Origin of the sequence: Gottfriedia sp. NPDC057948 (assembly GCF_042887255.1) — a bacterium.
GTDB lineage: Bacteria > Bacillota > Bacilli > Bacillales > Bacillaceae_G > Gottfriedia.
This window is the reverse complement of the sequence record NZ_JBHVPN010000012.1, coordinates 1-14,875: the sequence shown is the minus strand read 5'-3', so window position 1 is coordinate 14,875 and position 14,875 is coordinate 1. Positions and strand designations below refer to the sequence as shown.

The window sequence follows — 14,875 nt, the reverse complement described above, 5'->3', positions numbered from 1 at the left end:
GAGTAGTTAACAATGTGCCTAAATTGGAATGTAAGATCACTAGTGAACTTTCTGTGGTTAGTTGCATAAGGAAACAAATTTTCAACATAAAAAACCCCCTCCATAAGACAGAACAAACTTGACTGTCTTATGGAGGGAATCATAACTCTATAAAAATTCTTTTATATCAATATCTTTAATGCTTTTGCTTAAGTAAATCTCTAATCTCTGCTAATTGACTTTCTATATTGGTTAGACGACTTTGCATGTCGCCAATTTCTTGTTCTGCTTTATAATTAATTGCGAAATCGATAACGGATTCATGTTTATCGCGTGCTGCTTGACGGTTTTGACTCATCATAATGACTGGTGCTTGAAATGCTGCAATAAAAGATAGACATAAGTTTAACAAGATAAAAGGCGCAGAGTCAAAATGAAAAGCTTTTGTGAATGATAAGCTATTCCAAATCATCCAGACAGCAAGTGTACAACTAAACCAAATAATAAATTTCCAGCTACCACCAAATTGCGCGATTTTATCCGCGATTCTCTCAGACAATTTTGTTCGTTGGGTGTAATCACTATTTAAATGTTGCAGAATTTCTGACTCATAACGATCCACTAATCGGTCAATTCGTGATAAATTTTCTTGGTTTAAATCAATATCAAACCCTTGAATTTTTTTTGGTTTCTCAACTTGTTTTTTAAAGTTAATTTGCTTCCAAATGTTGTGTACCATATTTCCAACCTCCTCTTTTCTAGAGGAAGCCTTCAAAAGCTTATAAAAGTTGGACTACATTTTTATGATGTAATCCTCCTCGGATATTCAATTGTATGACTTCCTCTGATGTCGGTAAATTATCCGACTCACCTATACTGGGACTACCCATAAAAATGTTCCACCTCACTTTTTTCGTATAAATAATACCTTTACTATTATATGATGACTTATCTGATAGGACTATACTATTTTTAAATAATTTCTTATTCCATAAAAAAAAGCCGCGTCTGCGACAAGGAATTTTGATTAATAGAAGGGACGGAAATACCGTCCCGTTTAGCAAGATTATATTTTCTCTTTTGTATTAAATGTTTCTTCATATCGCTTAGATAATATGTAATAATGATAGCCTCTTGAATTTGAAATCAAACGAGATAATAATGTTTTCGCTTCTTCACGTTTGTTTTCCTTAAGTAATAGTTCGAACTCAAGTACGTTTTTAAATTTTTTTGAACGCATTGAATCCTTTGTTGCTTTTGCTCTTTCTAATTCATTTTCTTCAATAAATAGAAGTGTTTTGTAATATGAATTCCACTCAGGTACTTTAATGAAATCAATTCGTTCCTTAATAAATGACAAATCTTTATTTGAAAAGCCGTATACAACCTGATAAACGGCTTTTTTTGAGGGGTTAATTCGTTTCTTCATAACGTATTGATACGACTGTTCGATCTCATCGTGCAAATGGTTTGTAACAGAATAAAGAAAATAAAGGATTGATTTTTTTGATTGTTTACTTAGAAACCGTTCGATACGCGTTAGGTTTTTTGAAAAATAAAATGGATAAAACATCGTCCAAAAAAATAAGAAAAGAACTGCAACATAAAATATTCCAAATACATAAGATGGTGCATCATATAGACCTAAACAAAAAGCACCGATAAATAAAGAGATAATAAATAAAATTTTTTTCATAAAGCCTCCGTGATTAACTTCTAGTTGTAAATTATATCATCATTATCCATTTTTAGGTCTTTTATGTTTGTTTGGTAAACAATTCAATTTTATTTTGAAGCAGATAAAATGATTAGAGTAAATGAATTTGTCTCGGATTACTTAGAAATTGCTAAGATCTTTACAATTTTTAGGCTTGATACTTGATGATTAAAGTTAACTAAGTCATTTGCATCATTTGTAAGTACAATCGATGCTCCTTTATAATTGGCATCGGTAAATAAAGTGACTTGATAACCAGGTGAAATATGGATGGAAGAAATGGTGTCATTGCCAATACCTTTTACAAGTTGATCGTAATCATAATTACCTGCTCCTAATATTTCTGATGCACCGTCAAAAGCATTTTCCGTATATACCGTCACAGGCATTTCTACACCGTTTACACGAAAAAACATATCTATGAATCCAGCAGTCTCTCGTTCTGCTTGATTCAACTGAACAAGAGTCGGATTTTTTACCTCGTTCTTCCACATGGCAGAATAATAATTACTGTATGCTGCTTGCCAGAAGTAATTAATGATCGTATCATTCCAAACTTGAGGTAAAACGGATTTTGCTTGTACCGCAGCTTGATGAATCCATGCTTCAGGATCAGTCGAAGAAATCCAATTGTATAAACCTGAATCTGGCACCGTCATTTGACTTTGAATACTTTCCGCGTAATTTTCAAACTTCGAATGATAGCCCGGTGCGTTATGATCTAGGTTGGAAATATTCGAAGCATGTAGAGGCTGTGTTACATCTGTAAAATAGTGCAAAGAAACTCCCAAGTAGTAGAATGCATTGTTAAAATCGCCTTTTTTATAGTAATCCGATGCTAGATTAAAATACTTCGCTCCAGATTGACGAGCTGTTGGATAAGAAGTCCCCGTATAATTTGTTTGTGTGTCTGGATCATAAAAGTGAGACATAAATGTGCCCGTATCATAAAAAGGATTAATATGATCCGCATCGTATAAGCCTTGTTCCCAACGATCGCGAAACTGATTAAGCAATGTTGTAGGCTTGTTGATTGCAGGATTCGTATTATCGGCTATAAGTTTGACACTGCCATTTACGATAAAATGATGTGTACTATGATCTTGATTGTGAACATCCTCGTCAGACCATGCGAATGCTTTCTGATCATTGCTGAATAATGAAGTGATTGCAAGTGCACTTCCAGCAACTAATGTTAATAGCTTTTTTGATTGAATACGATTTTTCATGATACACCTTCTTTTTTGTATTTTGTTGTCTTACAAGCAACAATGTTTAAGTATAATCGTTTTTTGTTAATGAGATGTTTCTGTTATGTGAAAATTTGTTAAATTTTGGAAACTCATTACCAGTTATGGAAGTACTTACTCCTACACAGCTTTTTTAACAGTGCCAAATTTTAAAGAATTCAAATAGAAAAAGTACATAATCCATTTTGTGTTCCATATTAATTTAAAGACCTGCAAATTCATTCGTGAATCTTTTCGGGGGTGATAAAAATATGGAGATTAATGCTAGTGCTAGAGTATCCCTATCAAAAAAAGTGTCCGAGGATGCAATGGTAGTAAACAACGAAATAAATGTATACGGGGTTTTTGATGGAGCAACACCAATTACTCCATTTAAGAATGCTGATGGCATGAATGGTGCATATATTGCTTCGAATTTATTTAGAAAGTATTTTGAAAATCATTTTAGAGCTGAAATGACTTTATCAGAAGGAATTATTCAAGCAAATAGAAGACTGATGGAAGAAATGAAGTTAAATAACATAGACATAAACCGTCCAGAGGAACTGTGGTCTACATGTGTTGCTATTATAAAATTGGATAATCAAAAGGTATCATTTGCTCAACTTGGGGATTGTATGATTTTAGCAGAAAACCATAATGGCCAAATAAATATCTTAACTAAAGATACAGTAAAGGATATTAGTAGAAGGGCAAAAATGAGACGGGAAAAGGAGCGGAAACAAGGGCTGATTTTACCAGATGAATCATACTACCAGTCTATTAAAAATCAACTTATTTATAATCGAAGCATGGCTAATACAGTTGATGGTTACTCAGTTGCAAATGGAACTGAAGTTGTCGCAAACTACATTCAATTGGGATCGATTGATACAAAAAATTTAAAGTCAATTTTACTAATCAGTGATGGATTATTTCATCCGACGTTTGATTTGATCCATTCTTTTAAAGTAATCAAGGAGATTGGATTGGAAGAATATTCAAAACGATTAGAAATGGAAGAGTTGAAAAGTAAGATTCATTCGGATGATAAGACGGGGATAATGTTTCGGTTTTAATTTTAGATGCCATATAGGGTATCTTTTTTTATGTTTAAATATTGTAACAAATATAAAAGCAATACTTATTAAACTAATGTTAGTATACAGGTGATTCGTTTTTTGAATTGTACTACTTTTTCGTGCTAGAATGAATACAACTTCAATTGAAAAAAATATAAGTGTGTATACTCTTATTCGAGGAGAATTTATGAATTTCGAGCAAATGGAATATATCGTAAAAGTTGCAAGCGAGAAATCAATTATTAAGGCTGCAGAAAAATTGCATATTACAAGTTCAGGTCTAAGTCAATCGATCTCCCAATTAGAGCATGAAATGGGAATAAGTATTTTTAACCGTTCAAGAAAAGGAACATTTCCAACAGAAGAAGGAAAGATTTTAATAAATAGAGCTAGTGAAGTCTTAGAAATTATTAGTAAGCTAAATGAAGAGCTGTATGATTATAAAAATAATAAAAAGATTCATTTGAAAATAGTAGCTGCTCCTACTTTTGCAGCAGTACTTCTACGAGCAATGAACAGAATTAAAGATGAACATCACAATGCAACGATTGAAATCGAGGAAAAAGATCCACCACTAATTATGGAAACAATTAAACACACTGAATATGATTTTTGCTTTTTCCCTCAAGATTTAGAGATATTAGAGAGTGAAAAAAATATTAACTATGAATTAATTCGGACTGATCATGTTCACGTTATTGTAGGAAAAAACTCCCCACTTTATCATCTTGACTACGTAACAAAAGCTGATGTACTAGAAATGGATACTGCTTGCTATTCAATCTATTCTGATTATTATTATTCTAAGTTAATTAAGGAAAATAAAAATAAAATAAGAGTAACAACAAACAGTATGAATATTCTTACAGAGGCTGTTAGAGAACATAATGTGTTTGTGTATTCTCATGAGTCAGGCGCTAAATTTCATCCGTACATACTAAGTGGAAACTTAAAATCGATTCCTTATAAAGAAAATAATGAATACGTTGTGAAGGATTTATGGGTAATCTATCCAAAAAATAAAAAGCTTTCTAATATAGGTAAAAAATTTATCGAAATCGTTAAAGAAATATCCACTCAATGATGAGCGGTTATTTTTTTGTTTATACTTTTCTTTTTGAAAAACGTAAAGAGGGATAGCAATTAAGCTATCCCTTAAATTCTAAATGTTGTCTGTTTTTATTGAGTGTTTTCGTCCATTTTATACTCCAAAATATCACCTGGCTGACAATCCAATGTCTTACAGATCGCTTCTAATGTTGAAAAACGAACAGCTTTTGCTTTACCATTTTTCAGAATGGAAAGATTCGCCAATGTAATTCCAACTCTTTCTGAAAGCTCCGTTACGCTCATTTTTCGTTTTGCTAACATCACATCAATATTAATAATTATTGCCATACCATCCACCTCAGACCGTTAAATCATTTTCTGATTTTATGTTAATCGCTTCTTGTAGAAGCTGTTGGAGGATAGCAGCAAAAACGGCGATAACTAACGAAGCAAATATGATGATCAGTCCTAAAAATCCAATAGGAGGGTCAACTTTCTTCGCTATAAAACGAACGAGCGGAGTAGCTAATACATATATACCACTGATTGCAATCGCACAGTACTTTATGTTCTTTAATGCTTTTACAGATAATTCCGAGAAAGCAGTGTTGTCGTCAATGTACCTTAAAAGATTGAAAGCCTGATAAAGAGCAAAATAAAAAGGCAAGGCAGCCCCATACATCACGATGAAAACGAGATATTTCATTGCGGCAATATTTGGATACATATTTGAAGAGAAATTCGCAAATTTTGGTACCAAAAATATACATAAAGCAAGCACTGCAATTCCAACGAGAAAAATAATTGCCTTTAAGAACGTAGTTGAACCTCTTTTAACATTCATATTAAATACCTCACTTATTTAATGACAATATGAATTTAACATATTATTTATCGTTTTACAATAAAATTATGTTGTTTTTTATTTAATTATTATTGTTATTGAATATCCTCTTAATTTTGACAATAAGAAAAAGCACTTCTCATACAAGAAATGCTTTTTCTTATTGTTAAATGTATTTTACTTATTTGCAGCGTTTATTACTTTAAGAGATTGATTAAGTGCCGATGTGCATTTATTCGCATCTGGAGTTGATGTACGAGCTGTTGCTAATACAACGTCAATCGTACCATCAATTTTAGTCCAAGAAGTACTATCTATTTTTCTAAGTTTAGCCTCTGATGTATCCCAATTGTGTTCTAAACTGTCAGCATCTTTTTTTGCTAAATTAAAGTTCTTTGAATTCACATCCGACAACATTTTATTTTCTATTGTTGCAAAATCTGTTAATTGACCAGATAATGTTGTTTCAGTAGAAGCTACATTTGATGATAATTTAATATAACCACCAATACCAACTGCTAAGAAAATACACAGTGCTAATATAGTTTGTGTCATTATATTATTTTTACTGCTATTTTCATCTATTTTTTCAACAGATAATGAAATATCAATTTTTGTAACAGCAAGGAAAACAATGATCGCTAAAATTGCGACTAGAAAAATGATACTTGTACTTGTTGTTCCTAAACCTAAACCACCATTCACTTTTGGTTGTGATAAATAATCTCCTAGCGATGCCCCAAGTGGACGTGTAAGAATGTACGCAATCCAGAACCCTAACATTCCATCAAGTTTTAAAAACTTCCAAGCTAAGAATACACATAGTATGATCACAATAACCGTTACACCAGTTTTAAAATACCCTAGTCCAAGTTGCTCAGAATATAAATCCCCAACAGCAGTACCTAGTGCAAATGTAAAAAGAATCGCTAACCAATAAAATGTTTCTCTTTTTCTTGTGAAAATTGAATGGATCGAAAGAGTTTTTTCACTAAGGAACCAAAAAAGAAACGTTAATGCAAGCAACACTGAGAATACAATCGTACTTGTTTCAAGCGGTACGCCAATAGCGTCAGTCAAATTATCAGTTACCAATGTTCCGAATACACTTATTAGAACAACAGTAATCCAATAAATACTTGGAACATATTTCTTTGCTTTGAATTGGAAAAATAAAGAGATAAAAAATGCTACACCCATAAGCACAGTAGTAAGTCCTAATCCCAAACCTAGGTTGAAATTTAAAAAATCAGCAAATGTTTCACCAACAGTTGTACATAGAACTTTAATAATCCAGAAAAAGATTGTAACTTCCGGTACCTTGTTAAGCAGAGTAGTTATTTTATTTTGTTTTGTCTCCATAAATGAATTCCTTTCAATGTGATATTTAAAGTACATTTTTATATTCACACATAATAATGAAAGGAAAATGAAAAACAGTAGAATTGTACAATTTATTTTTTTAAAATGATAACTTCTTTAGATGATTGATTGTGGTTTAGTTGCAATTTGTTCTATTTCGGTAGACCATTATTTGTTGTTCAAACTTGTATTGGAATAAAAAGGAATAAATTAATGCATATCGAATGTATTAATGAATTGCCTTCAAAAAAATCTATTTAAAGTAATATGAGAAACCATAAAAAGGTGGAATGAATTTGAGGAATCTTGTGTGTGCTTTATATATTTTAGTTGGACTTTTATTTGTCTATATGACATATTTTAATACTTTTACTGGTCCTCATTTTTTTAGGGTTTTAGGATGGGGATTATTTAGTGTAGGTTTGCTATATCAATTATTTCCTAATTTTTATAAAAATTTTATTACATTTATTGACTCATTTAATATTGATGAGAGTGAAGAAAAAGGGGAAGAGAAACCTGTTACTAAAAATTAATTAACAATAGTTGTTTTAATCGCTAATTGGTGTTTAGACTCATTTTTTAAAATGTACGAACACTTGAAGATTAACGAATGTAGGTGATTTTTTTTCTTGAAAAAGGTCATTGTTTCTTGCATACTTCTCGTTTTTTTAGTCGCTATTGGTTTTGGTGTTTATTATTACATTCCAAAGACTGTAAATGAGTCAATAAAGGGTGTTGAATATCAATTAGGTTCAGGTCATGATCAAGTAAATTCTGTGACGATAAAAATAAAGGGCAAACTTCATCATTCTTTATTAGGAAAAAGAAAGTTTGTAGGGCTAATCGATGTAAAAGGTGCTAATTATCCTAATCCAAATAAAGATCGTAAATTAGAGATAGCATTTGATCAAAATGGCATGGGGACAATTGTATATGCTTACTTTAAAAATGGACAACCAAAAATCGATAGCTATGGTATTCTCTTTGTTAACAAAGATTTTAACAAAGTGACGATCGAGGAACTAAGAAAAGATCATAATGGGAAAGGTTGGTCAGGTAAAGACGGATGGATGGTTACAGGTCCAGCGAATAATAAAAGTGAAGCTTTAATCATTACGAATGAGTTAATGAAAAAAAATTTACGTAACAAATTAAAATAATTACATCAAAGATTCAAATTATTATTCTTTAATTGAAGATTCACGCATGCGTTAGTTAAATATCAAGAGCAGCCATTGGCTACCCTTTTATTTATATATTTGGCAGGATTGTTATATTGTAAAGGATGTAGTTTAGTATTAATAGCGGAGAACTATATCACAAGTAAATGAGCTCTTTATTCTATACAAAAAAATAAAGGACACCTAGACCATATTATGTCTAGGTGTCCCTTTTTTGTGTCATGAGAAGTATCCGAAGTCTAAAGAAACGGTGTTAGGAATTTTGTTCCTTGCAAAGAGCTTCACTCAAGTTAGTTCCATTGTTTTGGTCACTTGATTTGGATTTATAAAAATCTTGTTTATCCAAGAATACGGTGGCCAAGGCACCCCCAACCAGACCCCAGAATGGCGCACCGATATGGAGAATAGAGATCCCAGAGATTGTGATTATAAAGGAAAAGAGTGCGCCTGATCTGAATAGACCAGAGAAACTCATTTTCAAAGAGTCAACCAGTACACTAATCATGGCGACGCCACCTAGTAATTGAATTAAAGAGGCAGGAATGACATGTGGAATTTGCGAAGCTATTGGAGAAAATAGAGCTAATAGACAGGATAATACTCCTAATACAATAGCAGCGACATACCTATGTTCAAGTTTGCCTGATTCTTTATTAACAAGTAAGCCCGTCATTGGACCTGCAATACAGGCTGGATGGCCCCCAAAAAAAGCATTTATAATGGTACCGATTCCGCTCCAATTGGTCATGGCATTGATCGGTGGACGATAGCCATGGGTTTCTAACATAGCAATCCCTTGGGCATTTTGAATGGCAATAACCGTTAAGAGTAATGGAATGACAAGTTCCCCTACAACGGAAAAACTAAATGATGGGATGATAAAATGGGGAATGCCCATTGTTATATGGAGAGGCTGTGCAGAAACATTCGGTAAAAATTTAAGACAAAGAATTGCTGCAATGATCGCCCCTAATATAGGTGGAAACTTTTTTGAAAATCGTAAGAAAAAAGAAAGAGTAAGAAAGACAAGTAACGGGATTCCGTTGAGTAAAGGATTTTTTACAACCGAGCCGATCATTTCAGTTCCGAAAGGGAGTAAGACGCCTGATACCATCCCCATCATAACCGGCATAGGTAAAAACTTCATCAATTTTGTAACAAGGCCAGATAATCCTAAAAGAAAAATAAGGATTCCGGTTATAATATAAGCACCAACCACTTGGTTGAAAGAATAATGGGTTAAGCTTGAGCCGACAAGAATGGCTCCAGGTATTGAAAAGGCATAGCCTATGGGTTGCCCATAATATAAGGAGACGATGAGTGTTAGGAGTCCCCCCATTCCATAAATGGCGAAAATCCATGAGCTGGTTATGCTACCAGACAAATGACCTTTTGCAGCAGCTTGTAAAACAATTAATAATGGTCCTGCTGAACCAAAGAGCCAGGCCACAAATCCATTCGATATATTCCCAACCGATAAAAGCTTTGGAAATTGTATGATATTTTTTTTGAACAACAAAGTCACACTCCTTCAACTTATGAATTACACTACATCTTAGTGTATACTCAATTTATCAATACTTAAAATATCTGTTTTATCTTATTACTATATCTTTTGGGTATGATAAAGGAGGATTCATCTTGGATATTCGACAGTTAAAATACTTTGTCACTATAGCAGAAGAAGGTAAGATCACGACCGCTGCAAAGAAATTAAATATTGCCCAACCGCCTTTGAGCAAACAACTCAAACAAATGGAAGAAGAGCTAGGCGTCGTTTTATTTGATCGAGATAACAAAAGTCTTAATCTAACCCTGGAGGGGGAAAGACTACTTCTTCGAGCAAAAGAACTTTTAAATAAACTTGATGAAACAATGGTTGAAGTTCAAGAATTGAGGAAAGGCGCCAGTGGGATTTTATCTGTTGGATCCAATCTTTATTGTGCATCTTTAATTCTTTCTAAGGTGGTAGATATTCGAGAGAAAAATCCTGGTCTTACTTTTAAAGTATGGGAAGGTGAAACGATTCATCTCATAAAAATGTTATCTAAACGTCAGATTGAGATTGCGATAACAAATAGTCCAATAACAGAAAAAAGTATCTCTCAAATGACACTGGAAAGTGACCCGTATGTGCTTGTTTTGCCTGAAAAATGGACGTGGAGTGGATCAGAACAATGCAGGTTAGATGAAATAATCAATTTGCCATTGATTCTTCTGCGACCAAACTATGGTTTAGGTGCGTATGGACAAATTGTCAATGAATTTCAACGGTTAGATTTAACCCCCAATATACTGTGCGAATGCCAGGATTTAATTATGCTACTTGGTCTCGTTTCATCGGGATTTGGTGCAACAATCCTACCACTCTCGTTATTATCTCTCCATTCATTGGGAGGATTGAGAGTCATTAAGCTAAAGGATCAGACCTTAATATCTGAACCCAAAGTAATTTGGAGGAAGAATAGTTACTTATCAAAAGCAGCAAAAGAATTTTTAAAACTTTTTTAGACACAAAACTTATTTACTCAAAAGTAAAAGACTTCAACGTTGAAAAATGAAAAATAATATGAAACAAGTTTTAGTTTTGACTGTGACAAGCATCATTTAGACTCGTTACGGAGAAACGTATCATAAGTATCTATTAAATGGAACACGCATGTAGAATAATTCTTTTTCTGCTTCTTCTTTTAAAGGATAATCGAAGAAGTAACGTGATCGACAGTATAGTCGGTCTTTTTGGTGCTAACTGGGAGTTTAGTTAAATAAAGGTTTTTTCCAATTCTTGTTGAAATTTAAATAAAAAGATGAGGATAGGTATTTCACATGGATTTAAAAAAACAAATACATAGTTCATTAAAGGTTTTGCTTGTATCTAATTTAGAAAAATCAAAAGAGTTTTATCAGGAAGTATTAGGTTGTGAAGTTACAGAATGGTGGTAATAAGAGATGGATTTTCTGGTTTAGGAATAAAACTACTACAAGCAAATTCTCCTGAAGATGTTCTGCCAAATAAACCTGCAAAAGACTCTAATGTTGCCTTCGATTTATATTGTTATGTTGAAGATTGGTCATCACTTGATGAACTATATGAAGAGTTTAGGGGAAAGGGAGCAGAAATTTCAATTGAACCTTGGATTGATTATAATGCTGGTCCTTGGAAAGAATTCGCAATTAAAGACATTGATAACTATTGTATAGGGTTTGGTGGAACAGATAAAAATTAAGATTTTTTTAAAAAATTCCTTGTTCAACTAAAGCAGTGCATTAGTTCAATAAGATCACGGTCGTTATTTCGGCTTTTTATATTGAATAAATAGCAGGGTAATTAAATAAGAATGGAAAATTTATGGATTTAGTAGTCAATTATTTTTGGCTAAAATTACATTAAAGATAGAATGTTGATGGTGCTATTCATCGTGCGGCAGGAAAAGGCTTATACGAAGAATGCGTTGCTATAAGAAACAAACAAGGCGGTTGTCAAACAGGGGCGGCTGTGATTACAACCGGTGGGAACTTGCAGGCAAAGTATGTAATTCATACAGTTGGCCCCGTGTGGAACGGAGGAAATAATAACGAAGATGTTCTATTACGGAGTTGTTATCTAAATTCGCTTGATTTGGCACTTGCAAATGGAATTGAAACAATTGCCTTTCCAAACATCAGCACTGGTATTTATGGATACCCGAAAATACCTGCGGCTCAAATTGCAGTAAAAACAGTAAACGAATACCTTGAAAACAATGAAGGAATTAAAGAAGTTGTTTTTGTATGTTTTGATGAAGAAAATTATAAAATTTACACTAATATAAATTAATTCCTTATTGTACTAACGCAGTGCTTTAGTTAAACAACACAATCGGCTGAGAAGTCGTTTTTTTATGGGGCTAAACGGCAGGTTTTTTGAAGAAGGATATTTTCTATTTTAAGCGAATTGTAATTTCAAACAAACCTTACACTAATACATGTATTGAACATAACAGGAACATAGGAGGTATATGATTTGAAGATCAATAGAATAGATCATGTGAGTATTAACGTAAATAATCTTTCAGAGGCAAAGGCGTTTTTTCTTGATCTTGGACTTGAAGTGAAAGCGGAATGGGAATTGGATGGAGAACTGTTGGACAAAATAGTTGGGCTTAATGATGTTAAAACGGCATGTGTAGGATTGGGGATGCCAGATGGTCAGGCATGGATCGAGCTAGTCAAATTTTATACGCCGACAGATGAAAGAGATATTCAGCAACCTTTTGCGAATACGCTGGGTATTCGACATATTTGTTTTGCAGTTGAAGATATTGAAGCTATTATTGCAAAACTGAAAAAAAAGGGCACGGAAATCTTTAGTGAAATACAGCAATATGAAGATAGTTATAAGTTATGCTACGTTCGTGGCCCAGAGGGAATTATTTTAGAGTTGGCAGAGAAAATCAAATAAATATTAAAAAACTATCGGGTAAAATATAAGAAAAGGAATAAAGAAGAAAAATATCTTCTAGACCATAAAAACAGTTAGTAATTCCTTGTTTATATAAATATAAGAAAACAACTATAAATTAGTACATAGGAGGATTTTATGAGAAATGTGATTTTATTTTTACATTCGTCTTTAGATGGCTTTGTAGAAGGACCAAAGGGTGAAATGGATATTGGATGGGTATCTTATAATGAAGAATTAGAAAAGCATGCTAGAGAAATTTTAAGTTCTGTAGACACCGTGTTATGGGGAAGAGGAACATATCAAATGATGGAAAATTATTGGACATCAGTACCTTCAGACCCAGAAGCAACACAATATGAAATTGAACATGCTAAATGGATAGAAGAGACATCAAAGGTTGTATTTTCTACGACACTTGAAAAAGCTGAATGGAATAATACAAAATTAGTAAAAGAAAATATTGAGGAAGAAATTAGAAACATAAAAAAACAGCCAGGTAAAGATATTATTATTTTAGGTAGCCCAAGGTTTGCACATGCACTTATGGAACTTGATTTAATTGATGTAATTAAAATTACAATTTCACCTGTAATTATAGGAAATGGTTTACCTTTATTTAAGGCATCGGAAAATAAACGCAATCTCTCACTTGTCGAAAACAAAACATTTAATTCTGGTGCAATTGGCCTTACGTATAATATATTAAAATCGTAAGTTTAAACAATGAAAACTGTGCAACTAATGTAATCATTAGTTGTTTTTTTTATACAAATTCGTAGTAAATATGCTTCTATGTCTTTTATAAAAAATGTTTAGACTCTAATAAAATAAAAACTATATAAATAAATGGAAATGTTAAACTCAAAAATAACATAGATATTTGTAGTTATCGCATAATCCAAGATGAAATATAATGATTTAAAATGTGTAAATTAAAAAATCTCCCCTACCCTTAAAATCTTTAAGGGCAAATGAAAATAACCTCGATTAATTTCTTTCTATTTTCTTTTTTAACCAAAACGGACTATACAAAATGTAAAAGCTCACAATCATCACCAATTCTGCCGATAGAAGATACCACGGCCAAGGTCCCAGATAATCTAATAGAGAAGTGTTTTCGGGCTTTTTCATGAGATACATGAAGTTAGTTTTCAACGACTTATTAATGAAAAATACGCAAGCTGCATAAAGGTTAACTATGAGAACGGTCACCCACATGGATGGTATGGTCGGGCGATACTTGCTGGCCACCACCATAATCAAGCAGGCAAGTACCACTCCTCCATGAGAAACAAAAAACTCGAAATATCGAAAATGCGGAAAAGAATAATGGCCAAGATCAGGTGTCATAATAGCTTGAATCGAACTCGCTAAACCAGCAAAATACATGAATTGAAACACTCTATAGTTATTTGTTAGAAGCATTATAATTCCCAGAATGACAGTAAGATCACTAAGTTCAAGTGGCAATGCAGTTTTAAGTGACCAAGCATTCTCATACACAAGCCATATATGATAAAAAATCTCAGAAGCCAATAGGAGAAATGCTAAAGAAAAACGAAAAAGCCTTTTTTTCCCCGAGTCCTGAATCTGCTTTCTAAAGATAAATAGAAGAATACCGAGAATCAAAATAATTCCGATTGTTATTAGATGATCTAATGAAAAAAGGCGAAACGGACCCAATTTTGAATGAAATTGAAAAAATCTTTCCAACATAATACCCCATTAATTGATTTGATTTTATGAGCGAGTATTATTAGTTTGGGGCAAATATTGCTAGTTCTATACAAACGTTATCGTTTCATATGCCAAAGTAGGACCACAAAAAGTTCATAGTTTCGCCTTTAATTTTAATAAAGTAAAAAAACATCATTTAAGTGATGTTTTTTTCAGAGTGTTGAAAAATAACTTAGTCAATAGATCTAAGCATATAATTTTAGAAAAAATCCCCTTTGTAGGAAAATTATTACTACAAGGGGGATTT

At 32.7% G+C, this 14,875-nt stretch carries 18 protein-coding genes; 10 read left to right on the top strand and 8 right to left on the bottom strand.

What is annotated here, in order from left to right:
• Positions 1-175: 175 nt before the first annotated feature.
• From ACFVRR_RS16630 to ACFVRR_RS16620, 3 genes are all read right to left on the bottom strand, one after another.
• A complete protein-coding gene (locus ACFVRR_RS16630) occupies positions 176-718 on the bottom strand; it encodes a DUF1003 domain-containing protein (RefSeq protein WP_387330764.1) in 543 nt (180 codons plus the stop codon).
• A 327-nt stretch (positions 719-1,045) separates the two neighbouring features.
• On the bottom strand, positions 1,046-1,675 hold the full coding sequence (locus ACFVRR_RS16625) for a hypothetical protein (protein WP_387330761.1): 630 nt from the start codon (positions 1,673-1,675) through the stop codon (positions 1,046-1,048).
• Positions 1,676-1,812: 137 nt separating this feature from the next.
• Positions 1,813-2,925: a zinc dependent phospholipase C family protein gene (locus ACFVRR_RS16620; protein WP_387330758.1), complete on the bottom strand. Its 1,113-nt coding sequence runs from the start codon at positions 2,923-2,925 to the stop codon at positions 1,813-1,815.
• Positions 2,926-3,197: 272 nt separating this feature from the next.
• Here ACFVRR_RS16620 and ACFVRR_RS16615 point away from each other — a divergent pair, with 272 nt between their 5' ends.
• Both ACFVRR_RS16615 and ACFVRR_RS16610 read left to right on the top strand, forming a co-directional pair.
• Positions 3,198-4,004 (top strand): protein phosphatase 2C domain-containing protein, encoded by an 807-nt coding sequence (locus ACFVRR_RS16615; protein WP_387330755.1) that lies wholly within the window; start codon positions 3,198-3,200, stop codon positions 4,002-4,004.
• Positions 4,005-4,194: 190 nt separating this feature from the next.
• On the top strand, positions 4,195-5,091 hold the full coding sequence (locus ACFVRR_RS16610) for a LysR family transcriptional regulator (protein ID WP_387330752.1): 897 nt from the start codon (positions 4,195-4,197) through the stop codon (positions 5,089-5,091).
• Positions 5,092-5,186: 95 nt separating this feature from the next.
• Here the strand turns inward: ACFVRR_RS16610 and ACFVRR_RS16605 are convergent, their stop codons facing one another.
• The 3 genes from ACFVRR_RS16605 to ACFVRR_RS16595 form a co-directional block, all read right to left on the bottom strand.
• Positions 5,187-5,405: a helix-turn-helix domain-containing protein gene (locus ACFVRR_RS16605; protein WP_387330750.1), complete on the bottom strand. Its 219-nt coding sequence runs from the start codon at positions 5,403-5,405 to the stop codon at positions 5,187-5,189.
• A gap of 10 nt (positions 5,406-5,415) precedes the next feature.
• Positions 5,416-5,901 (bottom strand): DUF2975 domain-containing protein, encoded by a 486-nt coding sequence (locus tag ACFVRR_RS16600; protein ID WP_387330747.1) that lies wholly within the window; start codon positions 5,899-5,901, stop codon positions 5,416-5,418.
• Positions 5,902-6,078: 177 nt separating this feature from the next.
• Positions 6,079-7,263, bottom strand: a complete 1,185-nt coding sequence (locus ACFVRR_RS16595; RefSeq protein WP_387330744.1) for a COG4705 family protein — start codon at positions 7,261-7,263, stop codon at positions 6,079-6,081.
• 296 nt (positions 7,264-7,559) lie between these two features.
• On the opposite strand from ACFVRR_RS16595, the gene ACFVRR_RS16590 reads away from it, so the two are divergent.
• Together ACFVRR_RS16590 and ACFVRR_RS16585 are read left to right on the top strand one after the other, a co-directional pair.
• Complete coding sequence (locus ACFVRR_RS16590) at positions 7,560-7,799, top strand: hypothetical protein (RefSeq protein WP_387330741.1); 240 nt, start codon at positions 7,560-7,562, stop codon at positions 7,797-7,799.
• Between the two features lie 96 nt (positions 7,800-7,895).
• Positions 7,896-8,426, top strand: coding sequence for a hypothetical protein (locus tag ACFVRR_RS16585; RefSeq protein WP_387330738.1), 531 nt, complete (start codon positions 7,896-7,898; stop codon positions 8,424-8,426).
• A 274-nt stretch (positions 8,427-8,700) separates the two neighbouring features.
• Here ACFVRR_RS16585 and ACFVRR_RS16580 read toward each other — a convergent pair whose 3' ends face one another.
• Entirely contained in the window at positions 8,701-9,963 is a 1,263-nt protein-coding gene (locus tag ACFVRR_RS16580; protein ID WP_387330735.1) for a benzoate/H(+) symporter BenE family transporter, read from the bottom strand.
• A 125-nt stretch (positions 9,964-10,088) separates the two neighbouring features.
• Here ACFVRR_RS16580 and ACFVRR_RS16575 point away from each other — a divergent pair, with 125 nt between their 5' ends.
• From ACFVRR_RS16575 to ACFVRR_RS16550, 6 genes are all read left to right on the top strand, one after another.
• Entirely contained in the window at positions 10,089-10,958 is an 870-nt protein-coding gene (locus ACFVRR_RS16575; protein ID WP_387330732.1) for a LysR family transcriptional regulator, read from the top strand.
• A gap of 315 nt (positions 10,959-11,273) precedes the next feature.
• The gene (locus ACFVRR_RS16570; protein ID WP_387330729.1) at positions 11,274-11,390 is read left to right on the top strand and encodes a VOC family protein; all 117 of its coding nucleotides are present in this window, start codon (positions 11,274-11,276) and stop codon (positions 11,388-11,390) included.
• Positions 11,381-11,674, top strand: a complete 294-nt coding sequence (locus ACFVRR_RS16565; RefSeq protein WP_387330726.1) for a VOC family protein — start codon at positions 11,381-11,383, stop codon at positions 11,672-11,674. The genes ACFVRR_RS16570 and ACFVRR_RS16565 overlap by 10 nt, the downstream gene beginning before the upstream one ends.
• Before the next feature lie 185 nt (positions 11,675-11,859).
• Positions 11,860-12,264, top strand: coding sequence for a macro domain-containing protein (locus tag ACFVRR_RS16560; protein ID WP_387331054.1), 405 nt, complete (start codon positions 11,860-11,862; stop codon positions 12,262-12,264).
• A 186-nt stretch (positions 12,265-12,450) separates the two neighbouring features.
• Positions 12,451-12,888, top strand: a complete 438-nt coding sequence (locus ACFVRR_RS16555) for a VOC family protein (RefSeq protein ID WP_387330723.1) — start codon at positions 12,451-12,453, stop codon at positions 12,886-12,888.
• Positions 12,889-13,026: 138 nt separating this feature from the next.
• Positions 13,027-13,605 (top strand): dihydrofolate reductase family protein, encoded by a 579-nt coding sequence (locus ACFVRR_RS16550; protein ID WP_387330720.1) that lies wholly within the window; start codon positions 13,027-13,029, stop codon positions 13,603-13,605.
• Between the two features lie 273 nt (positions 13,606-13,878).
• Here ACFVRR_RS16550 and ACFVRR_RS16545 read toward each other — a convergent pair whose 3' ends face one another.
• A complete protein-coding gene (locus tag ACFVRR_RS16545; RefSeq protein WP_387330717.1) occupies positions 13,879-14,604 on the bottom strand; it encodes a YwaF family protein in 726 nt (241 codons plus the stop codon).
• Positions 14,605-14,875 lie beyond the last annotated feature (271 nt).